Annotated in this window: 19 protein-coding genes; 10 read left to right on the top strand and 9 right to left on the bottom strand. The window is 71.6% G+C overall.

The features are described 5' to 3' along the window. Positions 1-645: 645 nt before the first annotated feature. Positions 646-1,866, bottom strand: a complete 1,221-nt coding sequence (locus tag Asi03nite_RS13400) for an MFS transporter (protein ID WP_203679705.1) — start codon at positions 1,864-1,866, stop codon at positions 646-648. A gap of 9 nt (positions 1,867-1,875) precedes the next feature. Continuing rightward, positions 1,876-2,985, bottom strand: coding sequence for a DegT/DnrJ/EryC1/StrS family aminotransferase (locus Asi03nite_RS13395; protein WP_203679703.1), 1,110 nt, complete (start codon positions 2,983-2,985; stop codon positions 1,876-1,878). Between the two features lie 303 nt (positions 2,986-3,288). On the opposite strand from Asi03nite_RS13395, the gene Asi03nite_RS13390 reads away from it, so the two are divergent. The 4 genes from Asi03nite_RS13390 (at position 3,289) to Asi03nite_RS13375 (ending at position 8,600) form a co-directional block, all read left to right on the top strand. After that, a complete protein-coding gene (locus tag Asi03nite_RS13390; RefSeq protein WP_203679701.1) occupies positions 3,289-4,221 on the top strand; it encodes a thiamine pyrophosphate-dependent dehydrogenase E1 component subunit alpha in 933 nt (310 codons plus the stop codon). Further along, positions 4,218-5,225, top strand: a complete 1,008-nt coding sequence (locus Asi03nite_RS13385; protein ID WP_203679700.1) for an alpha-ketoacid dehydrogenase subunit beta — start codon at positions 4,218-4,220, stop codon at positions 5,223-5,225. Before Asi03nite_RS13390 ends, Asi03nite_RS13385 begins: the two co-directional genes overlap by 4 nt. 5 nt (positions 5,226-5,230) lie before the next feature. Then, complete coding sequence (locus Asi03nite_RS13380) at positions 5,231-6,328, top strand: biotin/lipoyl-containing protein (protein WP_239102667.1); 1,098 nt, start codon at positions 5,231-5,233, stop codon at positions 6,326-6,328. A 538-nt stretch (positions 6,329-6,866) separates the two neighbouring features. Further along, a complete protein-coding gene (locus Asi03nite_RS13375) occupies positions 6,867-8,600 on the top strand; it encodes a multicopper oxidase family protein (RefSeq protein ID WP_203679698.1) in 1,734 nt (577 codons plus the stop codon). Between the two features lie 59 nt (positions 8,601-8,659). Here the strand turns inward: Asi03nite_RS13375 and Asi03nite_RS13370 are convergent, their stop codons facing one another. From Asi03nite_RS13370 to Asi03nite_RS13340, 7 genes are read right to left on the bottom strand one after another with little or no spacing between them, the layout of a single operon-like run. Next, positions 8,660-9,694 (bottom strand): glycosyltransferase family 2 protein, encoded by a 1,035-nt coding sequence (locus Asi03nite_RS13370; protein ID WP_239102660.1) that lies wholly within the window; start codon positions 9,692-9,694, stop codon positions 8,660-8,662. A gap of 57 nt (positions 9,695-9,751) precedes the next feature. Beyond that, positions 9,752-12,946: a DUF4082 domain-containing protein gene (locus tag Asi03nite_RS13365; RefSeq protein ID WP_203679697.1), complete on the bottom strand. Its 3,195-nt coding sequence runs from the start codon at positions 12,944-12,946 to the stop codon at positions 9,752-9,754. Between the two features lie 25 nt (positions 12,947-12,971). Next, positions 12,972-14,171, bottom strand: coding sequence for a hypothetical protein (locus Asi03nite_RS13360; protein ID WP_203679696.1), 1,200 nt, complete (start codon positions 14,169-14,171; stop codon positions 12,972-12,974). Continuing rightward, positions 14,168-14,962 (bottom strand): glycosyltransferase family 2 protein, encoded by a 795-nt coding sequence (locus Asi03nite_RS13355; RefSeq protein WP_203679695.1) that lies wholly within the window; start codon positions 14,960-14,962, stop codon positions 14,168-14,170. The genes Asi03nite_RS13360 and Asi03nite_RS13355 overlap by 4 nt, the downstream gene beginning before the upstream one ends. Before the next feature lie 12 nt (positions 14,963-14,974). Next, complete coding sequence (locus Asi03nite_RS13350) at positions 14,975-16,450, bottom strand: oligosaccharide flippase family protein (protein WP_239102659.1); 1,476 nt, start codon at positions 16,448-16,450, stop codon at positions 14,975-14,977. Then, positions 16,447-17,841: an O-antigen ligase family protein gene (locus Asi03nite_RS13345; protein WP_203679693.1), complete on the bottom strand. Its 1,395-nt coding sequence runs from the start codon at positions 17,839-17,841 to the stop codon at positions 16,447-16,449. The genes Asi03nite_RS13350 and Asi03nite_RS13345 overlap by 4 nt, the downstream gene beginning before the upstream one ends. Continuing rightward, positions 17,816-18,766 (bottom strand): Wzz/FepE/Etk N-terminal domain-containing protein, encoded by a 951-nt coding sequence (locus tag Asi03nite_RS13340; RefSeq protein WP_203679692.1) that lies wholly within the window; start codon positions 18,764-18,766, stop codon positions 17,816-17,818. The genes Asi03nite_RS13345 and Asi03nite_RS13340 overlap by 26 nt, the downstream gene beginning before the upstream one ends. A 210-nt stretch (positions 18,767-18,976) precedes the next feature. Here Asi03nite_RS13340 and Asi03nite_RS13335 point away from each other — a divergent pair, with 210 nt between their 5' ends. The 6 genes from Asi03nite_RS13335 (at position 18,977) to Asi03nite_RS38500 (ending at position 23,274) form a co-directional block, all read left to right on the top strand. Further along, entirely contained in the window at positions 18,977-19,660 is a 684-nt protein-coding gene (locus tag Asi03nite_RS13335) for a hypothetical protein (RefSeq protein WP_203679691.1), read from the top strand. A gap of 108 nt (positions 19,661-19,768) precedes the next feature. Further along, entirely contained in the window at positions 19,769-20,983 is a 1,215-nt protein-coding gene (locus Asi03nite_RS13330; protein ID WP_239102658.1) for a glycosyltransferase family 4 protein, read from the top strand. Continuing rightward, positions 20,980-21,819, top strand: coding sequence for a glycosyltransferase (locus Asi03nite_RS13325; RefSeq protein ID WP_203679690.1), 840 nt, complete (start codon positions 20,980-20,982; stop codon positions 21,817-21,819). Before Asi03nite_RS13330 ends, Asi03nite_RS13325 begins: the two co-directional genes overlap by 4 nt. After that, complete coding sequence (locus Asi03nite_RS13320; RefSeq protein WP_203679689.1) at positions 21,812-22,477, top strand: polysaccharide deacetylase family protein; 666 nt, start codon at positions 21,812-21,814, stop codon at positions 22,475-22,477. The genes Asi03nite_RS13325 and Asi03nite_RS13320 overlap by 8 nt, the downstream gene beginning before the upstream one ends. A gap of 154 nt (positions 22,478-22,631) precedes the next feature. Next, complete coding sequence (locus Asi03nite_RS13315) at positions 22,632-22,955, top strand: hypothetical protein (RefSeq protein ID WP_203679688.1); 324 nt, start codon at positions 22,632-22,634, stop codon at positions 22,953-22,955. A 187-nt stretch (positions 22,956-23,142) separates the two neighbouring features. After that, positions 23,143-23,274, top strand: coding sequence for a hypothetical protein (locus tag Asi03nite_RS38500; RefSeq protein ID WP_275409382.1), 132 nt, complete (start codon positions 23,143-23,145; stop codon positions 23,272-23,274). Position 23,275 lies beyond the last annotated feature (1 nt).

The following is a 23,275-nucleotide window of genomic DNA, read 5'->3' as shown; positions in this document are numbered from 1 at the left end:
AGGCCGCGGTCGCGTAGAAGTGGTCGCCGTCGGCGGCGAACGTCACGCCCCACAGGTTGCGGTCCCGCGCGGTGTTGCGCCGGCCTGCGACGTACAGCGTGAAATCGGTCTCCAGGTTGAGGGTTTTTCCTCCGGACAGCGGCGTCAGCAGGGTTTCGGTGGAGAAGTCGCCAGGCGACGAGTAGGCGTGACCGGACACGAACGTCGTGGTCGCGGCCCAGGCGCCGTCCGGGGAGAGCCGGGTGCGGCTGGGCACGCCGGCCAGTGGCAGGTCCCGGCGCACCCGCCAGTCCGCATCGAGGACGGCCGCCCGGTACGTGGTGACGAAGCCCGGTTCCGACGACATGCAGACCGCCTCGTCGCGGTGCGCGTACACCCGGTCGCAGCTCACCGGCGTGAACGCGCGCGGCCCGCCCGGGTCGGCGAGCGGCGCCAGCGCCACCTTCCCGTAGTCGTCGCCGATCGCGGTGCTGCGGAACACCAGGTGCGGCCGCGCGCTGACCGCGGCCGGATCGGCCACCGGCACCGGCGGCGCGGCGGCCACCGCGCGGGCCTGCTCCTGCCGCGTGCGCAGGACGAAGAAGACGGTGCCGCCGACGGACAGCAGGAGAACGGCGGCGAACGCCACCAGCTTGACCCGCGGACTCACCGCTCGATGCCCTTCAGCAGCCACCCGGCCACGCCGATGCCCACCACCAGCGCAGCGCCCGCCAGCTGGAGCGCGGACCGCGGCCCCGTCATCTCCCACAGCCCGGCGAACGCCAGCGACACCACGAACCGGGCCAGCACCACCACGGTCTGCGCGGCCGCGATGCCGCTGCCCCGGGCCGCGGCCGGCACCCGCTTGCTGATCAGCGCGGGCAGCACGCCGTCGGTGGCGGCGTAGTACGCGCCGAGCAGACCCAGCGCCACCAGCGTGGCGACCAGGCCGCCGTCCGAGCCGCCGGCGACCAGGTAGGTCAGCAGCAGCGCGAGGTGGCCGCCGAGGAAGGCCCTGGCCCGGCCGACCCGGTCGGCGAGCCGGCCCAGCGGGATGGCGCAGGTCAGGTAGACCAGGTTGGTGCCGACGTACATCAGCGGGAACCAGCGTGCCGCGAAGTCGCCGCTGTGCTGCAGGGACAGGTAGAGGAAGCCGTCGCTGACGGTGAACAGGCCGAGCACCCCGGCGGCGAGCAGCGGCCGGCGCAGCCGCGGGCCGAGAAGTTCGGCGAACAGCCGCTTCGCGGCCAGACCCCCGCCGGAGGTACGCCGGTCCGGCACGAACAGCACCAGCACGCTCACGCCGAGCAGGCCGAACGCGAACGAGGCCACGAAGACCGAGCTGTAGCCGCCGGGCACCAGCAGGAGCAGGGTGAACGCGGCGAGCGGGCCGAGCGCGGCGCCGATCGTGTCCAGGGTGCGGTGCACCCCGAACGCGCGGCCCAGCACGGCCGGGTCGGACGCGTCGGCGATCAGCGCGTCCCGCGGGGCGGTGCGGAAACCCTTGCCGAGACGGTCGGCGGTGATCACGCCGGTGATCGCGGCGAAGCCGTGCGCCGGGATCAGCGCGACGCGGCTGAGCGCGGAGATGCCGTACCCGGCCGCGGCCACCCACTTGGGCCGGCTGGTGCGGTCGTTGAGGTAGCCGCCGAAGATCCGGACCAGGGCGCTGACGCCCTGGTAGAGGCCGTCGACCAGACCGTACGCGAGCAGGCCGAGCCCGAGCTCGGCGGTCAGGTACAGCGGCAGGACCGCTGTCACCATCTCCGACGAGACGTCGGTGAGCAGGCTGACCACGCCGAGCAGGACGACCGTGCCGGCCACCCGCGCCTTGGGGCCGGCCTGCGGCTTCAACTTCGCGGGCCGGTCCCGGATGGTGATGTACACGCCTGTCGCCTAGTTCTCCAGGGCCGCTTTCAGCGCCCGCACGGTGCTCTCCTGCTGGTCCACGGTGATCTGCGGGTACAACGGCAGCGAGAGGATCTCGCCGGCCGCCTGCTCGGCGAGCGGGAGGCTGCCCGCCGGGTGCCGGCCGTCGGCGAACGCGGGCGTCAGGTGCAGCGGGTACGGGTAGTGGATGCCGGCGCCGACGCCCGCCTCGTGCAGTCTCGCCAGGACCGCGTCGCGGCGCGCGGGGCCGCCGGGGATCCGGACCACGTACAGGTGCCAGACGTGCTCGTTGCCGTCCAGGGTGGCCGGGAGCACGACGTCCAGGCCGGCGAGCAGCTCGTGGTAGCGCGCGGCGGCGGCCCGGCGGCTCGCGTTCCAGGCGGCCAGCCGGGCCAGCTTGGCGCGCAGCACCACGGCCTGCAGGGCGTCCAGGCGGCTGTTGACCCCGACGACGTCGTGGGCGTACTTCCGGAGGCCGCCGTGGCTGCCCAGCGTCCGTACCACCGTCGCCTGATCTTCATCGGGGGTGAGGACCGCGCCGGCGTCGCCGTAGGCGCCCAGGTTCTTGCCCGGGTAGAAGCTCGTCGCGGCGAGGCCGTCGGCGCCCGCGCCGCGACCGTGCCGCAGCGCCCCCTGGCTCTGCGCCGCGTCCTCGACCACCGCCACGCCGCTGCCCCGCAGCTCGTCGCGCAGGCGCCGGGCGTCGGCGAGCTGGCCGTAGAGGTGCACCGGGACCACGGCCCTGGTCCGCGGGCCGACCGCGGCCAGCATCTTGCCGGGATCCACCAGGTACGTCGCGGGGTCGATGTCGGCGAGCACCACCCGCGCGCCGATCCGGGCGACCGGCTCGGCCGTGCCGACGAACGTGTTGGCCGGCACCACCACCTCGTCCCCGGGGCCGACGCCGGCCGCGCGCAGGGCCAGCTCCACCGCGTCGGTGCCGTTGGCGACACCGACGCAGTGCGCCGCGCCGGAGAACTCCGCGAACTCGCGCTCGAACGCCGCGACCTCGGGGCCGCCGACGAAGCCGGTGGTGGCCAGCACCCGCTTGAACCCGGCGTCGACCTCCTCGGCGACCTCGGCGTGCGCGGCTTGCAGATCGACGAGCGGAATCATGTCGTGTGCGCTCCCGGGGAAGGTGTCTGGAGTGGACGGACGCTACTACCGCCGGCGGCCTCTCCGGCAGGGCTCTGACGGCTTTCCGCCAGGCCGGTTTTCGTCACGGTACGTCGCGAACGGCTCGTCTACTGTAGTCAGCGCCGCACGCGGACCGGTGCCATCCGTTGGGAGGGGCCCACCGTCCGTTCGGCTCGTATTCGACGATCCCCGTCGGCCCCACGATGGCTGAAGGTGTCTGCTGTGGACGCCCGCGCGTCGGTAGGGTCGGGCGTTGGATCACCGCCCTCGGGGAGGCAGATAGTGAGGTCGACGGCGCTCGCGCCGGCGCGTACCGACGAGCGGCTCACCGGTCTCGCCGGCGAGCCGCCGGGGCACCGGCGGTACCGGCGCATGCGGTTCATCCGGCGGTTCGAGGAGACGCTGCTGCGGCTGTTCGAGGAGGGTGCGCTCAACGGGACCACGCACGCTTGCATCGGGCAGGAGGCCGACGCCGTCGCCGTCACCGAACACCTGGCCGAGGGCGACCACATCTTCAGCAACCACCGCTGCCACGGCCACTACCTGGCCCACTCCGGTGACGCGCTGGGCCTGCTCGCCGAAATCATGGGCAAGGAGGCCGGTGTCTGCCGCGGGGTGGGCGGCAGCCAGCACATCTGCGCGCCCGGCTTCAAGTCCAACGGCGTGCAGGGTGGCATCGTGCCGAACGCGGCAGGCATCGCCCTCGCCAACCAGCTGGCCGGCAACGGCGCGGTGAGCGTGGTCTTCATCGGCGACGGCACGCTCGGCGAGGGCGTGGTCTACGAGACGCTGAACATGGCAGCGCTGTGGAAGCTGCCGCTGCTGGTGGTCTGCGAGGACAACCGGTGGGCGCAGAGCACGCCGGTCGCGGCGAACCTGGCCGGCGACATGGCGGCCCGGTTCGCGGCGTTCGGGGTGCCGGTCCGCGAGGTCGGCAGCACCGACGTCGAGGAGCTGAGCGCGATCGCCGGGGAGGAGGTCGGCGCGGTGCGGGCCGGCCGGGGACCGCGGGTGCTGCTCATCCACACGTACCGGCTGTGCCACCACTCGAAGAGCGACGACGAGCGGCCGGAGCAGGAGATCGCCGAGCGCTGGCTGGTCGAGCCGCTGGTGGTGCACGGCCGGCGGCTGGACGCGGCGGACCGCGCACGGATCGACGACGAGGTGGAGACCGCGCTGGCCGAGGTCGTGGCGACGGCGAGGGCCCTGCCGTGATCTTCGCGAAGGAGCTGGGCGACACCCTGCGCGGCGCGCTCGACGGCGACCGGCGGGTGGTGCTGCTCGGTGAGGACATCGCCGATCCGTACGGCGGCGCGTTCAAGGTGACCCGCGGCCTGTCCACGGCCTTCCCGCAGCGGGTGCGGACCACCCCGATCAGCGAGGGCGCCATCGCCGGCATCTCCGCCGGGCTGGCGCTGGCCGGCTACCGCCCGATCGCCGAGGTGATGTTCGGCGACTTCCTCACCCTGATGTTCGACCAGGTGGTCAACCACATCACCAAATACCAGGCGATGTACGCGGGTCAGGCCACCTGCCCGGTGATCGTGCGCGCCGCGACGGGCGGGCACCGCGGCTACGGTCCGACGCACAGCCAGAGTCTGGAGAAGCACTTCCTCGGCGTCCCGCACCTGCGCGTGGTGGCGGCGTCGCTCTACCACGACCCGCGCGTCGTGTTCGCCGACTTCCTGGGTCGCGACGAGCCGGTGCTCTACGTCGAGCACAAGCTGCTCTACCCGCAGCACCTGACGCTGCCGGTGCACGGCATGGTCGGCGACCTCATCGCGACCAGCGACTGCTCCCCCGGAATGCTGCCGACGATCCGGCTGTCCGCGGTGCCGGCCGCGGAGTGCGCGGTGAGCGTTCTCGCGTACGGCTATCCGGCTCTTCTCGCGGCCAAGGTGGTCGAACGCCTGGCCATGCAGGAGGAGATCTTCGCCGAGCTGGTCGTGCCGGCGCAGATCGCGCCGATGGACTGGGCGCCGGTGCTCTCCTCGGCGGCGGCGACCGGAAGCGTGGTCACCGTCGAGGAGGGCGCCGACGGCTGGTCGTGGGGCTCGGAGGCCGCGTCGGTGCTGTCCCGGCGGTTGTTCGGCAAGTTGCGGCGGCCGGTGGACGTGGTGGCCAGCGCGCCCACCGTCATCCCGTCGTCGAAGACCAAGGAGGCCGCCGTGCTCGTCGGCGGCGCCCAGATCGAGGCGGCCATCAGGAGGGCCTGTTGAATCCGGTGCTGGTTCCCACCAACGACGTCAACAGCGAGCACGGCATCCTGGTGATGTGGTTCGCCGAGGACGGCGCCGAGGTGGCGAAGGACGAGCTGCTCGCCGAGGTGGAGACGAGCAAGGCGGTCCTCGAGGTGGTGGCCCCGGTGGCCGGGGTGCTGCTGCACGCCGCCGCCAAGGGCACCGAGGTGTCCCTGACCGAGCCGATCGCCCAGCTGTTCGCCACCCCCGCCGAGCGTGACGCCTACGCCGCCGCCCGGGCGGCCGCTCCCGCCGCCGCCCCGGACGGGCCGCGCGCCACGGCGAAGGCCGTGCGGCGGGCCGTCGAGCTCGGCGTCGACCTGGCCTCGCTGCGGCTGGACCGGCTGATCACGGTCAAGGACGTCGAGGCCGCGGTGGCCGTCCCGGCGCCGGCCGCCGACCTTCCGGCGCCGCTGCCCGGGGCGCCCGGACGGCAGCGGATCCTGATCGTCGGGGCGGCGCTCGGGGCGACCCAGGTGCTGGACATCCTGGCCGGCAGCACGACGCAGCAGGCGGTGGCGATCGTGGACGACGACGCCTCCCGGTGGGGCGACCTGGTGCACGGCGTCCCGGTGGTCGGCGGGGCCGCGCTGATCTCCGAGCTGTTCACGGCCGGCGCCTTCGACGCGGCGATCATCGCGATCGGGCGGTCGCCCGCGGTCCGCGCCCGTTTCCGGGAGCTGTGCGCCTCGGCCGGCGTGCCGCTGGCGAACGCGATCGACCCGACCGCGAGGATCGCCACCGACGTGCGGCTGGGGCAGGGCAACATCATCTGCGCGTTCTGCCACGTGGCGACGGGCGTGCGGATGGGCGACAACAACTTCTTCTCGGCGTACAACTCGTTCGACCACCACAGCGTGATCGGCTCCGACAACGCGAGCGGCCCGTCCGTCTACACCTCGGGCCGGGTCACCATCGGCTCCCGGATCCGCTTCGGCACCGGCATCGTCATCGAGCCGGACGTCACCGTCGGCGACGACGCGGCCATCGCGTCGGGCGCGGTGCTCGTCACCTCGGTCCCGCCGGAGCACGCGGTCAAGACGAAGATCGTGACGACGACCGTGGTGCCCCTGCGGCGGTGAGCTCATAAGGAAGGGGACCTCGCGGCTCCGCACCGCCTCCCTCAACGCGCAACAGCGGCCCGCGCCGGTCGGGCTGTCGCGGACCGGCCACCCCTCCTGGCCTTCGATCAGCCCGGCCTTCGGCGCGCCGCGGCGTTTCGCGGAGATACTCGAGGTGAGGCACGGCCGGACTTCGGCTGGCCCCGCGCGGTGCGGCCCGTCCGCGTACACCGGCGGGCCTGGCTCGTCCGTGCCGCCGGGCCCCTGATGTGCCAGGCTCGGAAATCCCCGGTCGCAAGACCTGGGCTTTGCCGATGTCACCGAGGATAGGCGACCCCCACCCGTTCCGGGCTCTTCACGGCACCCGAACAGGGGGCATCAGCAACCCCTTCGATGGCAAAAACTGGCTATCGCGTTTGCGGCGTGCTCCCATCGGTGCGTCGGCCGGCTTCACTTCTGACCGGGGTTCACATGGCCAAGCGATCCACTTTGCCTTTTCCCGGTTCCCGGACCCCCTTCGACGGCTCGGCCGGCATCAGCACACCGAGAGGGGACACCCATGACAACCACGCTGCCGGCAGCCGCGGTCACCAGTCTGGTGCCGTTCACCGACCCGCTGCGTATCCCGCCGCTGCTGCGGCCCCGCCCCGACACATCGGAGCTGCTGACCGTCTCCGCCCGGCCCGTCTGGGTCCGCCTGCACTCCGCGCTCCCGCGGACGCTGGTGTGGGCGTACGAGGGCAGCTTCCCCGGCCCCACCATCGAGGTGCGCCGGGGCCAGCGGCTGCGGGTGGCCTGGCGCAACGACCTGAGCGGAAACTATCCGGTGGTCGCGGTGCAGGTGCCCAACGGCACCCCGTCGCCGAGCGACCGGCCGGGCCGGGAGGGCGCCGATCCGATCCCGGAGGTGGCCGCCCTGCCACCGTGGACCGTGGTGCACCTGCACGGCGGGCGCACCGACGGGGGCAGCGACGGCTGGCCGGAGGACGGGGTGTCGCCCGGCGACGCCCAGCTCACCGAGTATCTCAACGATCAGGCCGCCACCGCGTTGTGGTACCACGACCACGCCATGGCGATCACCGCGCTGAACGTGATGACCGGGCTGGCCGGGATGTACCTGATCCGGGACCCCGAGGAGGACTCGCTGCGCCTGCCCAGCGGCGCCAACGAGGTGCCGCTGATCATCGCCGACCGTAACCTGGACACCGACGCGTCGGGCGGGCTGACCGGTCAGCTGCTGCACAAGGTGGTGCAAATCAGCGCGGACCCCCCGGCGACGCTGCCCTTCACCGGCCCGTTCACCACGGTCAACGGCGTGATCTGGCCCTATCTGGACGTCGAGCCACGCTGGTACCGCTTCCGGGTGCTCAACGCGTCCAACTCCCGCATCTACCGGCTGTCCCTGGTGGGCCAGAACGGCTCGCCGGTCACCGGCGTGGCGTACCAGATCGGCACCGACAGCGGGCTGCTGCCCGCGCCGGTGCCGGTGAATCAGCTGACGCTGGCCCCGGCGGAGCGGGCGGACCTGCTGATCGACTTCAGCGGGCAGCGGGGCAAGGCGCTGCGCCTGGTGAACACGCTGACACCGGCGCCGGTGCCGGACGTCATGCAGTTCCGGGTGGGGGCCTTCCCGGTGTGGGACTGGTTCACCCTGCCGTCGCGGACGTCCACGTCGTTCACCCGGATCACGCACAGCAACCTGCCGCAGCCGCACGGGCACCGCTGGGTGGCGCTGACCGCGCCGGGTGTGCAGTCGCCGCATCCGGAGATGTGGGAGCTGCACGAGATCGAGGACGCCTCGACCGCGACCGAGCCGACCGTCACGGTGACCGACGACGCCGGCGTGACCCGGGTGTTCGAGCGCGCTTCGACCACCTTCAACGGCACGCTGAACTTCATGATCGAGGGGGACGCCTGGGAGCAGTGGAACTTCCTCAACCTGGGTGGTCCCGTGCACCCCATGCACATCCACCTGACCCGGTTCCAGGCGTTGCAGCGGCACAACTACACGGTGTCGACGACCACCGATCCCGACGGGATCATGCGGGTGGACGCGACCTTCAGCGGAGCCGGCACGCTGGATCCGAACGAGGAGGGCTGGAAGGACACCATCCGGGTCGGGCCCGGGCAGCTGGTCTCCGTGGCCGGGCAGTTCCTTGGCGGCACGGGCCGCTACGTCTACCACTGCCACCTGCTGGAGCACGAGGACGAGGGCATGATGCGGCCGTTCGTGGTGATGCCGGCCGCGGTGATGGCGCTCGACCCCGAGGCCAGCGGCCACCACCACGGCTGACCTGGTCAGCGTTCGGGCCGGCGTCCTCGCGGGGACGCCGGCGTACGACCGGAGATCTTTCAGATGCCGCGGCGGCGCCAGGACTGCCACCACAGCCATTCGCGGCCTTTGGCCGCCACCGCGGAGAGCACCAACGGCTGGAGGTACGGCATGGTGCGCGCCCCGACCCGGCGGCGGACCGCCAGCGCCCGGTATTCCGGCAGCCTGCGGTACTCCGGCCAGACCTCCGCGGCGAACGCGACCAGCTCGTCCTCCGGCACCACGGCGGTACGGCCCCGGTCGTAGGCCCGGAACGCCCGGCGCAGCGCGAAGCGGGCCAGCCGCTGGTGGACCAGGGCGTCCAGACGGTCCCGCTCGGGGAGCAGGTCGCCGCACTTGGCCAGCACCGACTCGTACGCGATCCTGCGTTCCCGCAGGTCGTCCAGCGCGCCGGCAGCGGCGTGCATGTTCTTCTCGTGCAGGCGGTAGTACGCCTGGTCGGCCTTGACGTAGCCGACGTCCGCGTGCGCCGCGAGCCGCATCCACATCTCGATGTCGGCCGCGTGCGGCAGCGCCGGGTCGTAGCCGCCGACCTTGCGCTGCAGGTCGGTGCGGACCACCACCTCCGGCGAGGTGATGCAGCCGGTGCCTTCCCGGAAGCGCCGCTCCAGCCACCAGTGACCGGGGTAGACCGCGGTGCCGCCGGTCCCCTGGTTCGCCGGCGGGGGCGGGCCCGGGTGCCGGAAGTGCACCGGGTGGCCGTAGGCAAAGCCGACGTCCGGGTTCGCGTCGAGCAACGCCACCGCCCGGGTCAGCGCGCCCGGGGTGAGCATGTCGTCGGCCGACAGCAGCGCGACGTAGTCGCCGTCGGCCCAGTCCAGGAGACCTTCGTTGTACGTGGCGATGTGCCGCTTGTTCTCCTGGTGCACCCGGACCTCGACGCGCGGGTCGCTCGCCGCGACCGCGTGCGCCTTCTCGGCCGAGTCGTCCGGCGACGCGTCATCGATGATCAGCACCCGGACGTCGACGCCCGGGTTGTCGAGCACGCTGTCGACGCAGGCGCGCAGGTAGTCGCCGTATTTGTAGCACGGGATCACGACGCTGACCGAACTCACTCTTCTCTCCCCCAAAGTAGAGCGGGCCCGGCGCCCGCGGGCGCCGGACCCGGATCATCACGGCGTGGTCGTGGTGAAGACCGCGTCGACCCAGTAGTTGCCGGCGTTCCAGCCCGACGTCGGGAACGTCCGGGTGGCGCTGCCCTTGAACAGGCCGTTGTGGCGGGTGTCCGCGTCGGCGAGGGCGGTCAGCGGGTACGAGCTGTGCGCCTGGGCGAAGTAGCCGCCGCTGTACGAGTAGAAGCCCTGGTCGGTGTGGTACGACACGACGTACGGCGTGTTCGCCGTGATCGGCACCGGGCTGGCGAACGTCAGGGTCTGCCAGCCGCTGGACGTCTCGGCGGCGAACGTCCCGGTGGCCAGTTCCTGGCCGTTGTCGGTCCACAGCGTGCCGGTGTGCGTGCCGGTGTTGCGGTCGCCCTTGTAGAAGCGGACGCCCGTGACGTAGCCGTCGACCGCCGAGGTGAACCGCATGCCCAGTTCCAGCGAGGCGGCCTCGCTGGCGCTCTCCACGTCCGGGGTGGACGCCGGGCTGAACACCGTGCACGGGCAGGACACCCCGGTGCCGGTGGTGAACGTCCAGGTGACCGGCCCGGTCATGGCGTTGCCCCACAGGTCGGAGGCCTGCACCGTGGCGGTGTGCAGGGTGTTCGGCGCCAGGGCGCTGTCCGGCTGGAGGGTCGCCTTGCGGGTGGTGTCGTCGTAGGCCACCTTGGCGCCGATCGTGGCGCCGCCGGCCTTGAGTGTGAAGGCGATGGTGGCCGGGTCGATGTCGTGGTCGAAGGTCGCGGTGACCTTGGCGTTGCGGGCCACGCTGGCGTCGCCGGGGGCCGGCGACCGGACCGTGATCGTGGGCGGCGTGGTGGTCGCCGAGCTGGTCTCCACCACGGCGTCCACCCAGTAGTTGGTGTCGCCCCAGCTCAGGTTCGGGAAGCCGCCGGCGGCGCCGTACTGGTAGACGCCGTTGGCCCCGGACACGCCGGACTGCAGCTGCTTCACGATGCCATCGCCGGCGCCCTTGGTGCTGAAATAGCCGCTGCTGTACGAGTAGTGGCCGGTCGGCGTGAAATAGGAGACGACGTACGTGGTGTTCGCCGCGATCGCGACCGGTTTGCTGAACGTCATGGTCTGCCAGCCGCTGGCCGTCTCGTTGGCGAACGTGCCGGAGGCGAGCAGCTTGCCGGCGCCGCTGTAGAGCTTGCCCAGATGCGTGCCGGTGTTCCCGGGCGCCTTGTAGAACCGGACGCCGGTGACCGTCGCCGGCACCGCCACCCGGAACTTCGCGCCCAACTCGTTCGGGTTGCCGTCGAACGAGTCCAGGTTGGCCGGGGCGTCGCTGGTCTTGTACGTGGTGCACGGGCACTTCTGCGGCCCCACTGTCACGTTGACGGTGGTGGTCGTCCCGAAGTTCACGCTGTCGTCGATGCCGCGCACCTTGATCGCGGCCGGTCCCTCGGTGACCGGTGTCCAGGTGTACGTCCAGTTCCCCAGGCCGGTGGCGGCGTTCCAGGTGCTGCCGCCGTCGGTGGAGACCTCGACCCGGGCGAGCTGGCCGCCGCCGGTGTCGGCCGCGGTGCCGGTCACCGTGATCGGCGACAGCTTGGGCACGGTGGTGCCGGCCGCCGGCGCGGTGACGGCGATGCCCGGACCGGTCCTGTCGGTCGGCAGCGTGGGCGTCCTCAGGTTCGTCTGCGGCGTCTTCGGCATGGCGCCCATGTCGGCCAGCACGTTGGCGGTGGCCTGCTGCATCCGCGGGTCCTCGGAGCTGGCCGGGCCGGTGTGCTGGGTGCTCAGGCCCCACGACCACTGGACCGTGCCGGAGCCGAAGACCAGCGCGCCGGAGGTGGCGTCGCGGTACATCATGATGTTGTGGGTGGCGACGCCGTTGCCGTAGTTGTTGCCCTCGTCGAGCAGCATGGTGCCGTCGGTGATCTGCAGGGTGGTCGACGAGAACGAGATAGCGCCCGGTGGCCGGGCGGCGTTCTCCACGTCGGAGTCCCATTCGTAGCCGAGCGTGCCGACCGGGAACGTCGCCACCTCCTCGTCGCCGAGGTTGCGGATCGTGGTGTCGCGCCACAGCCGCATGTTCTTGAACCGCGCGGAGACCGTGATCGCGTCGTTGCGGTACCCGTTCACCGAGAACAGCGTGCCGGTGATCTGGTTCTGCGGCTGGTTGCCGCCGGTTCCGGCGCCGGCCGGGTCCATCCAGGTGCCGGTCCACTGCCCGCTCGGGTCGGCGATGCCGTTCGGCGGGTTCTGCTTCATCTTTGTCATCTTGTAGCTGACCAGGGTGCGGTTGGCGCCGCCGTCGGCGGCGATGGACGGCTCCCAGCGGGTCCGCCAGAACGCCTCGTTGCCGCTGAAGAAGGCCAGGTTCACGCCGGCCGCGCGGGCCGCCTTGACGTTGTCCCAGATGCCCTGGTCCCAGTACTCGTCGTGGCCGGAGGAGACGAACACCTTGTGCTTGGGCAGCAGCGTGGGCTTGGTGGAGACGTCCAGGTTGGACGCGTAGCTGACGTCGTAGCCGTTGCGTTCCAGCCACTGGATCAACGGGTACTCGCTGGCCAGGATCGCGTTGTCGCCGGCGATGCGCATCGGCCGGTTGTAGCTGACCTTGTACGCGCGGCCGTCCGGGGCCGGGCCGCCGCCCTCGTAGAGGTTCTGCCCGCCCCAGGAGTTGTACGCCTGCCAGGTCTCGTCCGAGGTCTGCACCAGCACGTCGGAGCGGCTGTTGTCGTTGGCGACCACGAACGGGTACGGCATGTAGCCGAGCCCGTCGCCCTGGTCGAGGGCGGCCAGGTAGACGCCGGACACCGCGTCGGACGGCACGGTCCAGCTGACGTTGGCGACCCACTTGCCGCAGTCGACCAGGCCTGTCGCGTCCTTGTCGCAGGTCTGCTGGACCTTGGCCGGGAACTGCGTCACCGGCGAGGTCGGCATCTTCCGCGCGCCGCGGCCGCCGTAGTAGCCGAGCCGGTAGAAGGTGACCGTGAACGACGTGGGCGAGTTCACCTTCATCTTCAGGGTCTCGCCGGGCTGCACGCTGATCTTCGTGGTGAAGCCCTCGATGTCACCCCAGGCGCTGTCGCCGTACCAGTCCTCGAGCGGGGTGCCGGTCCTGGAGTTCTCGCAGACGATCGGATTGGAGTTGACCCCACACGGGTCGTCGGCCGCGAGAACCGCGCCGGGAAGCGCGACCACCGCCCCGATGATCAGCGCCGACACGGCGCCGGAGATTATTCTTGTCCTCAATTGACGGCTCTTTTCATGCCAAACATCACTTAGGTTGTGGAACCTGTTTTTTCGTGGGCACCCCGTCGATCGTCCCCACCACGTTGTTCGACCATTCGCCGTACGTCGCCGAGCAGTTCGAGTCGCATCCGCCGGCCGCGTCCCAATGGGTCGGCCCGAAGACGTTGTCGGTCACCCGCAGGTCGGCCCCGGTCTGCGCGTAGAGCCCGTAGGCGCCGAGCGAGATGAAACTGTTGCGGACCGAGTAGCCGCGCAGCACCGAGCCGTCGACGCTCTGCGTGAACAGCACCGCCGTGATGGCCTTCCAGTAGTTCTCGACCTCTTCGCCGGTGTGCGCGTCGATCCCGGGCTCCAGGCGGCTGTTCTCGATCGTCACCGGGCCGGACCCGCCGTACGGGAAGACCCCGCCGGTGTGCGCCTGCCCCGGATCGCTCAGGTTGGCGATGTAGTTGTCGTGCAGCCAGCTGTTGCGGATCGTGGTGCGCGCCCCGCACAGGCACATCCCGCCGGTGTTCGCCACGTCCACCCGGTTCAGCGAGATCGTGCAGGTCTGGCAGTCGTTGACGGCGTGGTCGTTGAGCGGCGCGTTCTTCTCGCCGAGCCCGACCGGCTCGGGCCGGATCGTGACGTTCGTGAGGTCGAGCCGCAGCGGCGCGGAGGCGTCCGAGTTCACCAGGACCGCGCGATTCTGCGAACCGGGCGGCGGCGCTATCACCGAGTTGGTGATGTTCACCGTGCCATGGCAGCTGGTGCCGATGTAGATGAATGCCTTGAAGTATTTACGGTCCAGATTGACGGTGCCCTTGCAGTCGTACAGATCCCATTCCTTGCTCTGTTCGTTGCTGGGCTCGACGACCTGGTAGCCCTTCGGCACCGGAAGGGACCGGTCGGACTGCTTGTACGGCTTCACCCCGGGCGCGCCGACCGAGAATCGCGCCGGATAACGGCCGCCGCCGGTGGCGTTGACCGGCAGCGCCTTCCGGGCCGCCGAGGTCGCCGCGGTCGGTTCCTTGGCGGGCGTGGACGCGGGCGGCGCGGGCAGGTTGCTCGCGATCTCCGGCGGCGGGGTGACCAGCGAGGTGGCCCCGCCGGGCGCGGCGCCTGGGCCGGGCCCCGCCGCCGGGTCCGCGCCGTTGCCGCGGATCAGCGCCACGATCACCACGGCGGCGCCGACCAGCAGCGCGAGCGCCGCGCCCAGCAGGAGCTTGCGCCGTCCGGCCGTCATGACAACTCCCACGGGGTCCAGTAGCTGTCCGGGTTGATGGTGTAGGTCACGGTGGGCTCCGGGATGTGCTCGACGCGGTGCCGGCGGCTGAACCGGTAGACCAGCTCCCAGTCCTCCTTCGGCGCGACGGACGTGGTCCGGCGCAGCCGGCTGAACCGGGCGCCGGGCAGCCGCCGCAGCACGAGCGGGTTGTTGTCCAGGTAGCAGCGCTCCCAGGCGAGCTTGCGATCGAACGGGACGGAGAGCACGTCCCGGACGGTCCCGTCCGGCATCACCCGGCGCATGGCGGTGTAGACGGCGTCCGGCCGGTTGTCCGGCTCCTCCAGCCGGGACAGGGCCGTCGCCAGATGGTGCGGATCCCAGGTGTTGTCGTCGTCGAGGAACGCGACGTAATCCGAATCGGTCAGCCCGATCCCGACGTTGCGGCCCACACCCGGGACGTTGATGTTGTGGCGCAGCGTGACGACGTGCAGCCGCGGGTCCGGCGGGAGTTCCGGCAGCTGTCCACCGGCGTCGTCGACCACCACCAGGACCAGGTCCCGCATCGTCTGCTGGAGCACCGACGCGACGGCCCGGGTCAGGCCACCGGGGCGCCGGTAGGTCAGCACGATCACGGCGACCTTGGCGCGCGGGCGCCGCGCCCCGGGCATCGCGGCGAGCAGGCGGCGCACCTCGGAGCGCTCGAACCGGCCCAGGGCGACCGCGGTGTGCCCGAGCACCACCTTGTTGCGCAGCTCCTCCAACGGGAGCCAGCCGTACCGGTCGCGCAGTCGCTTCTTCAGCGCACGCATGTCTTCGCTCTCCTAGGCGGGGTCGGCGGCCGTGGCCGCGAGCGCGGGCTCGGCGGCCGGTTCCTCGGCGCCGGCGTCGCCGGACCGAAGGCGGGTGACGATGGGGAGGACGAACGGGAGGTACGCCGCGAACGACGCGACGCCGGCCACGGCCAGGCCCAGGAAGCCGCCGCCCAGCCAGGCGTGCGCCAGCCAGGCGACCACGCCCATGGCCAGGCCGCCGAGTGCCGGGCGGACGCAGGCGCGCAGGATCCGTGCGGCCGGGATGCCGAGCCGGCCGAGCACCACCACGAAGACCGGGGCGACCAGCAGGCCGGCGACCACCACGTGCCCGGCCGCGACGCCCGGGACCCCCCAGAGGTGGGCGCCGAGCAGCAGCACCGGGATCAGCGAGAACAGCCACCAGGCCTGCATCAGCATCAGCGTCTTGCGGACCCGGGTGGCGAGGCAGTCGTAGGCCAGCTCGACCGCCGTGCGCAGCAGCCCGAGCGCGACCAGGAACCGCAGCGGCAGGCCGGCGGCCGCCCACTGGTCGCCGTAGACGAACACGATGATCGGCGTGGCAAGCACCCCGAGCACCACGCAGATCGGCACCGCTGCCGCGACGACCAGCGTGAACGCCCGGAGGAAACCGCTGGCGAACTCGGCCGGCGAGGAGTCGGCGAGCCGTGAGAAGCCGGCGAACGAAACCCGGCGCGCGGTCTCCGAGACCATCCGGACCGGCCAGCTCGACATGTTGAACGCCATCGCGTAGATGCCGAGCGCCGCCGGGCCGAGGACCGAACCGACCACCACCGAGTCGACGTTGACGATGCCCAGGGTGAGCAGGCTGGCCGAGGCGAGCGGCAACCCGTACCGCAGCAGTTGCCGGGCCTGTCCGGTGTCCCAGCCGAAGCGGAGCATGCCGGGCGCGCACAGGCTGAATCCGGCCAGCGCGACCAGGTTTCCGATCAGCGAGCCCCAGGCGAAGCTCATCGCGCCCACGCCGGCGGCCGCGAACGCGATGGTGGCCGCGGTGTTGACCGCGAAGTTCAGGATGTCCACCACGGTCCGGCCGAGCTGCCGGAACTCCCGGTTCAGCCGGCCGAGCGGGACGCACGCGATGCCGTCGATGATCACGCTGAGGCACAGCACCCGCAGCATCGTGGTGGCGTCCGGCGACCCGAGGGCCCGGGCCAGGGCCGGCGCGGAGAAGTAGAGCAGTACGTAGAACGCCGAGCTGGACAATGTGGACAGTGTGAGCACCGTGGGGGCGAAGCGGCGGATGTCGCCCTCCCAGCGCACCAGCGCCAGGCTGACGCCCATCTCGTTGAGCGACAGCAGCATGGCCAGGACGAGCAGGCCGACGGCGTAGAGGCCCCATTCGTAGGGGCCGAAGAAGAGGCGGGCCAGCACGACGCCGGAGGCGAACGTACCGACTCGGCGGACGATGGTGTTGACCAGGCTCCAGCGGGCGGCGGTGGCCACCCGCCGGTTCAGATCCGTCACTGTGGGAGGTCTCCGATTCTCGCCTCTTCACGGCGGGCCACGCTCAGGTAGGCGCCCGACAGGCCCAACATCAGAAAAGTGGATCCGGCCACGATCGGGAAGCTCAGAGTGTCGAACGTGGCCGTTACGACCAGCATCACGAACCCGATGGCCACAAAGGCCTGTCCGGTTTCCCGGCGTGCCGGGTCGGTGGATCGGCGGCGGCCCGCGCCACCACAGTGGATGGTGGTGACGTAGAGGACGACGATGGCTGTCAGGCCGACGATCCCGATCTCCAGCATGGCCAGCAGGTACTGATTGTCGGTGAACCGGTAGAGGTCGGGCAGGAACGTGCCGGGGCCCCGGCCGAACCACCGGTGGCCCTGCAGGAACTCGCCGACGTCGGCGCTGGTGGCGGTCCGCGACTGGGTGCTGTTGTCGCCGCCGTCGAGCATCGCGGTGAACAAGCCGACCAGCGTGCCGACCAGACCCGGGACGAGCACCCGGGTGGCGCCCAGGGCCGGGATCATCACCAGCAGGGCCCGGCCCACCCGCGCGGCCGGCCAGCCGGACAGCAGCACCAGCAGGACGACGAGCAGGCCGATCACCGACGTCCGGGACACGGTCATCACCGAGGCCAGCGCGATCAGGAACACCGGCGCCCAGCGCTTCCAGGCCTTCCGGTCGGTGTCGTGGAGCGCCTGCCCGATGGCGAACGGCAGCGCCACGACCAGGGTGGCGGCCAGCTCCAGCGTGTTCGACGCGGTGGCGGTGGGCCGGACGAAGTCGCCGCGGGCGACCAGCTCGGAGGCCGCGTTCGAGGAGAGGCCGGGGATCACGATCCAGGCGGTCAGGCTCCGCTTGAGCACGAACTCGGCCATCGCCAGCACCGACACCCAGGTGCACAGCCGGACGAAGAGCCGCAACAGCCGGTCGATCTGCCGGTACTCGGTCAGCGACGTGGTGAGCAGGATCAGCGGCAGCCAGATCAGCAGCTGCAGCAGGGCCCGGTCGGCGGCGCTGTACTCCGCGGCGTCGGCGTCCCGGCGGCCGACCGCCACGTACGCCAGCAGGACCGCCACCACGTAACCGAGCAGCGCCACGCGCGGCGCCCGGGTGTACGGCGCGGGCGAGACGCGGCGCATCAGCCAGCTCACCGCGTACCAGAGCAGCGCCACGAGCAGGAACAGGTTGGCCACCGTGCCGGTCGCGCCGATGCTCGCGACCACCAGCCGGGCCGGCACCACCAGCAGCAGGACGAGGTAGATCGCGAGCAGCGAGTCCGGAGCGAGCCGGCGCAGCCGCTGCTGCGAGCGGTAGAGGTGGCCGTGCCGGTCGGTGGACCCGGCGGCGGCCGGGCGCTCCGGCCCGGCCGGGAGGTGAACGTCAGCTGCCGTTGACCCGGTTGGCATTCTGGCCCCCACGATCGCCGTTCGACTGATACGTCGTGGAGAGGCCGGGCCGGCGCGGCTGGCTCTCCTTCTGACCGGTGGCGGTCTGGCGGGGCGGCGGCACCTGGATCCGCTGGGTCTTCTCCGTGTCCGCGGACTTCTCCCGGGCCGGGCTCTGCTCCCGGTCCGGCAGGGGCCGCGCCGCCGGCACCGCCGGTGGCAGCTGGAGCACCACGGTGCCCTCGAGGTCCGGGGCGACGGTCACGGCGCCCGACGCGGACGCCGGCGAGGCGGGCGACCCGGCCGGCCCGGCCTGGGCCGGGACCGCCTTGCGGCGCCGGGACCGGGCGATGCTCTCCACCACGAAGGCGAGCACGAACCCGAGCGCGGCGGTGCCGCCGCCGGCCACGATCACCAGCTTCAGCTTGTCCTTGGTCTCCACCTGCGGCTTCTGCGGCGGGATGACCTGGGTCAGCTTGATGGCGTCCTTCTCCGAGACGTTGTTCTGCCGCTGGATCTCGGCGAGGGTGGTGCCGGCGAACTGCGCGAGCTGCGCCGCGGAGGCGAGCAGGTGGTCCTTGTCGTCGCCGGTGAGCGTGAGCGTGAGGAACGGGCCCTGCGCGTTCTCGGCGAGGGCGACCTCGTACTCCTCGGTGATCCCGGCGGCCTTGAGCTCCAGGATCGTGTCGGTCGACTGCAGGCGGCGGCCGAGGAAGTCGGCGGTGGCCACGAGCGAGCCGTTGAAGTTGAGGAACGGGTTGTCCTGCCCCTCGGTGGCGGCCTTGGTCGCGGCGGGCGCGCTCAGCAGGCTGACCATGGTGTAGGTCGAGTACGACGGCGGCACCACGATCCACGTGCCGACGCCCAGGCCCATCGCCAGCACCAGCAGGGGCACGACGATGTACCAGCGGTTGCGCAATACGCGCAGAATCTCGCCGAGGTCCACGGACGCCTCTCCACATTTCCGCCAGGACGTCTTTCGTCGCCACCGAGCTCCACATCGGAGCGGCGCACGACGGCCCCGACACCAGCGCCAAGTTATACGACGCCGACGACCATGGCTATTGGCCGTCCGATCGAAATCGAAGTTGACGAGATCTGCCGGAACAGGCTAAGGAGTCTTGTCGCAGCTGGAGACGTGAAGAACGGGAAAGCGATGTTTCTGTCCGATATGGCCGGAGTACTGGAACGGCGCTGGTATCTGATCATCGCCGGCGCTCTGCTGACCGCCGCGGCGGCCAGTCCCGCGGTGCACACCCAGGATCGTTTCCTGGCGTCCGAGGTGCTGCTCATCCAGCCACCGGTCTCGCCGTACGCGCCGAACCCGGTGACCGGCCTGTACCCGTCGATCGCGGTCACCGCGGCGGCCATCGCGAACCGGCTGAACACCCCCGACGCGCGGGAGATGTTCCGCGGCAAGGGGGTCACCGGGACGTACCGATTCGAGCCCCGCAACACCGGGACCAGGCAGGAGCCGCGGTACGTGATCGGCTCGATGTCGATCACCAACATCAGCCCCGACGAATATGACGGGATGCGCTCGCTGGCCATCCTGAGCAGCACCTACCAGGACGAGCTGAAGAGCATGCAGGACCATTGGAACGTCAAGCGGGACCTGCGGATCACCGTGGCCACCCTGGTCCCGCCCAGCTCCACGCTGCTGAGCCACTCGCCGCTGCGCTCGCTGATCGGCGTGGGCCTGCTCGGCACATTCGTCACATCCGCTGTCACATTGTGGACAGACGCCGTTCTGCTGCGCCGCCGGAAGCGATCAAAAGCACGTCTGTCCACGCAGGATTCGCCGAATTGGTCTGATCCTCTGGCCCGTTCAGCCCATTAGCTGTGGACTCCCCGGCATCGCTACGCGAAGACTTCTCTGGAATGTTGTTCGCGTCAACAGGTGGCGAACGGGGTGATCATTGTGAAGCGACCGAGCGTCGCGATTCTGGTGGCTAACCTGCCGGCCGAGAAGGACCGCCGGGTCATCCGCGAATGCCTGAGTCTGGAGGCGGCCGGCTTCGACGTGACGGTGATCGCGCCGCGCGGCGACAGGAGCCTGCGGATCCTGCCCGGCAGCGACCGCACCCGGCTGCGGCCGTACCCGATCGTCGTCTACGGCAGCGGGGTGCTCTCGTTCGCGCTGGAGTTCCTCTGGTCGTTCGCCTGGATCACGATCCGGCTGCTGGGCGAGATCCTCCGCGGCCGGGCCCAGGCGGTCCAGGTGTGCAACCCGCCGGACATCTACTTCCCGCTCGCGCTGCTGGTCCGGGCGCTGGGCCGGCCGTGGGTCTTCGACCACCACGACCTGTCCCCCGAGGTCTACATCTCCCGCGGCGGCGAGCCGAATCCGCTGGTGTCGCGGTTGCTGGTGCTCTTCGAGAAGCTGACCCTGCGGACGGCCACCGCGGTGTTCGCGACGAACGAGTCGTTCCGGGAGAACGCGGTCCGCCGCGGGGTCGTCCCGGCGAAGGTGACAGTGGTGCGCAACGGGCCGGCGCTCGCCGAGATCGCGGCGTCCGCGGATCCTCGTCCCGACGGCCCGCTCACCGTCGTCTACCTGGGCGTCTTCGGTCCCCAGGACAACGTCGAGGGCGCCGTCCTGGCCGCCGCGGAGCTGGTCGTGCGGCGCGGCCGCACCGGCTGGCGGATGATCCTGGCCGGCGACGGCGAGACGGCCGCCGGGCTGCGCGAGCTCGCCGCGGACCGCGGGCTCACCGACGTCGTCGAGTTCACCGGCTGGCTCACCGGCCCCGAGGTGGACGCGCTGCTGCGGCGGGCCGACGTCGCCCTGCAGCCGGACCTGCCGACCCGGATGAACCAGCTCTCCACGATGGCGAAGACGGTGGAGTACCTGGGGCGCGGCGTGCCGGTGGTGGCCGCCGACCTGATCGAGACGCACGCGACCGTCGGCGGGGCCGGCCTCTACGTGCCCAACGGCACGCCCGCGGAGTTCGCCGAGGCGATCGGCACGCTGCTCGACGACCCGGCACTGCGGGCGCGGATGCGCGAGATCGGCAGACAGCGCTTCCGCGACTTCCTGTCCTGGGAACACCAGGCCGCCGAGTACGTCGCGGTGTGGCAGCGCCTGCTCCGGCCCGGCCCGGCTCCGCGCGTCCCCGGGCAGCGCCGGCCCTCCTCCCCGGCCCGGGTGGACGCGCCGTGACCAGTGTGGTGATCGCCGCGCACAACGAGGCCGCGGTGCTCGGCCGGTGCCTGGACACCCTGCTGGCGGACGCGGCGCCCGGCGAGTTCGACGTCACGGTGGTGGCCAACGGCTGCGCCGACGACACCGCCCGGGTGGCACGCGAGCGGGGCGTACGCGTCGTCGATCTCCCCGCGCCGGGCAAAGCCGGCGCCCTCAACGCCGGCGATCGGGTCGCGGCCGGTTTTCCCCGGGTCTACCTGGACGCGGACGTCATCCTGACCACTTCCGGTCTGCGCGCTCTGGCGTCGGCCTGCGCCTCGCACCCCGCGGCCACCGCGCACCGGGCGCTGGACCTGACCGGGCGGCCGATTCTGGTCAGGGCCTACTTCAGCGTGCACCGGCATCTGCCGGCGTTGCGGACCGGTCTCTTCGGCCGCGGGGTGATCGCGCTCTCCGCGGCCGGGCGCTCCCGCTTCGCGACCTTCCCGGACCTGGTCGCGGACGACCTGTTCGTCGACTCGCTGTTCACCGCCGACGAGAAGATCCAGGTCGCCTCGGTGCGGTCGGTGGTGGCCACGCCGCGGAACACCCGCGACCTGGTCCGCCGGCTGATCCGGGTCCGCGCCGGCAACACGGCGATGCGCGCGGCCGCGGCGCGCGGCGAGATCAAGCCGGCGGTACGGCCACCGGGCCGTTCCTCCTGGCTCACGGACGTGGTCCTGCGCCGCCCGTGGCTGGCGCCGGCCGCGGTGTGCTACGTCGGCATCACCGTCCACGCGGCGGTGCAGGCCCGGCGGCGGGGCCCGGTGGACTGGGGTCACGACGGCTCGTCGAGGGAGCGGGCGCATGCCTGAGCACATCAACATCCTGTTCCACGGCATCGGCACGCCCGCGCGGGAGCTGGAGCCCGGCGAGCAGCGGTACTGGATCTCCGAATCCTCGTTCGCGGCCCTCCTGGACGACATCGTCTCGTGGTCCGTCCCGGTCCGGCTGAGCTTCGACGACAGCAACAGCTCGGACGTCGAGATCGCTCTGCCGGCGCTGCTCGACCGCGGTCTGACCGCGGAGTTCTTCGTCCTGGCCGGCCGTCTCGGCTCCGCCGGCAGCCTCGGCGAGCCGGAGCTGCGCGTGCTGCTGAGCAACGGGATGTCGGTGGGCACCCACGGCATGCACCACCATCCGTGGCGCGCGATGTCCCCGCCGGCGATCCACGAGGAGCTCTCGCTCGCCCGCGACCGGATCGCCGCTGTAACCGGACGCCCGGTGACCCGGGCGGCGTGCCCGCTGGGCCGCTACGACCGCACCACGCTGACCGGGCTCCGCCGCCTCGGATACACCACGGTCTTCACCAGCGACCGGCGCCCGGCCTCGCCCGGCGCCTGGTTGCAGCCGCGCTTCAGCGTCTACGACACCGACACCCCGGATTCGGTACGGGCGGCGGTCCAGCGTTCCCGCCGGCTCCCGGTGCGCGCCCGCAACGCGGCGGCCACCCTGGTCAAGAGCTGGCGCTGACGTCACCTTCGGGCGGGTCCGCCAGGCCAAATCCGATGTTTCGTCATCTGTTGGGTTTCCCATCCCGGGCGATGGGGGATACACCAGGTCAGGAACGGACAGACAAGCAGTCGCCTGACGATCAGGAACTGCGGACCCCCCATTGGAGTTGACCATGACTACGACTGCCCACATCGACGGCGCTCACACCAAGGACCGCATCGTCGGCGACCGCGACGTGCACGTCGCCCGCGCCCACGGCGACGAGACGAAACCGTCGTGGAAGACCACTGAGCTGTTCGTCTATCTCGCCGCCGTGATCGGCGTGCTGATCGCCTCGCAGACCGTCGGCGACGGCGCCGCGAACAACGGCAGCGACTACTTCGCCGCCGACAAGGCGTGGTGGTACATCACCCTGCTGACCATCGGCTACATGGTCAGTCGCGGTCTGGCGAAGGCCGGCTCGCGCAGCCGCGACCTCGACCCGCGCGACCGCTGACCCGCGACACAGCCGGCTCGCGTGACCGCTGACCCGCGCGACCGCTGACCCGCGACACAGCCGGCCCGGCAGGGGCGCCGCCGTTTCCGACACGGCGGCGCCCCTGCCGGCTTTCGCGTGGCGTCCGCACCCGTCCCGCACCCGATCGGCGCCGGCTGCGGCACCCGGCCGAGCCGACCAGGCGGACATGCAGACGCTACTCACGGAACTCGCCACGCCTGTGGTCGGCGGCCTCGCCGGCATTCTCGGGGTCTACGCGGTGGAGGACGTCCTGGGCCGCCTCCGCCGCGCCGGCCGCTGCCCGCGCCGCTGGCGCTGAC

It is taken from the genome of Actinoplanes siamensis, from assembly GCF_016862395.1.
Lineage (GTDB): Bacteria > Actinomycetota > Actinomycetes > Mycobacteriales > Micromonosporaceae > Actinoplanes > Actinoplanes siamensis.
This window is presented reverse-complemented; position numbering and strand designations above follow the sequence as displayed.

Coding starts and splice junctions, on each gene's coding strand:
- Asi03nite_RS13315 (WP_203679688.1), top strand. CDS start 22,632: ATGACTACGACTGCCCACATCGACGGCGCTCACACCAAGGACCGCATC.
- Asi03nite_RS13320 (WP_203679689.1), top strand. CDS start 21,812: ATGCCTGAGCACATCAACATCCTGTTCCACGGCATCGGCACGCCCGCG.
- Asi03nite_RS13375 (WP_203679698.1), top strand. CDS start 6,867: ATGACAACCACGCTGCCGGCAGCCGCGGTCACCAGTCTGGTGCCGTTC.
- Asi03nite_RS13360 (WP_203679696.1), bottom strand. CDS start 14,171: ATGACGGCCGGACGGCGCAAGCTCCTGCTGGGCGCGGCGCTCGCGCTG.
- Asi03nite_RS13355 (WP_203679695.1), bottom strand. CDS start 14,962: ATGCGTGCGCTGAAGAAGCGACTGCGCGACCGGTACGGCTGGCTCCCG.
- Asi03nite_RS38500 (WP_275409382.1), top strand. CDS start 23,143: ATGCAGACGCTACTCACGGAACTCGCCACGCCTGTGGTCGGCGGCCTC.
- Asi03nite_RS13345 (WP_203679693.1), bottom strand. CDS start 17,841: ATGCCAACCGGGTCAACGGCAGCTGACGTTCACCTCCCGGCCGGGCCG.
- Asi03nite_RS13395 (WP_203679703.1), bottom strand. CDS start 2,985: ATGATTCCGCTCGTCGATCTGCAAGCCGCGCACGCCGAGGTCGCCGAG.
- Asi03nite_RS13335 (WP_203679691.1), top strand. CDS start 18,977: ATGTTTCTGTCCGATATGGCCGGAGTACTGGAACGGCGCTGGTATCTG.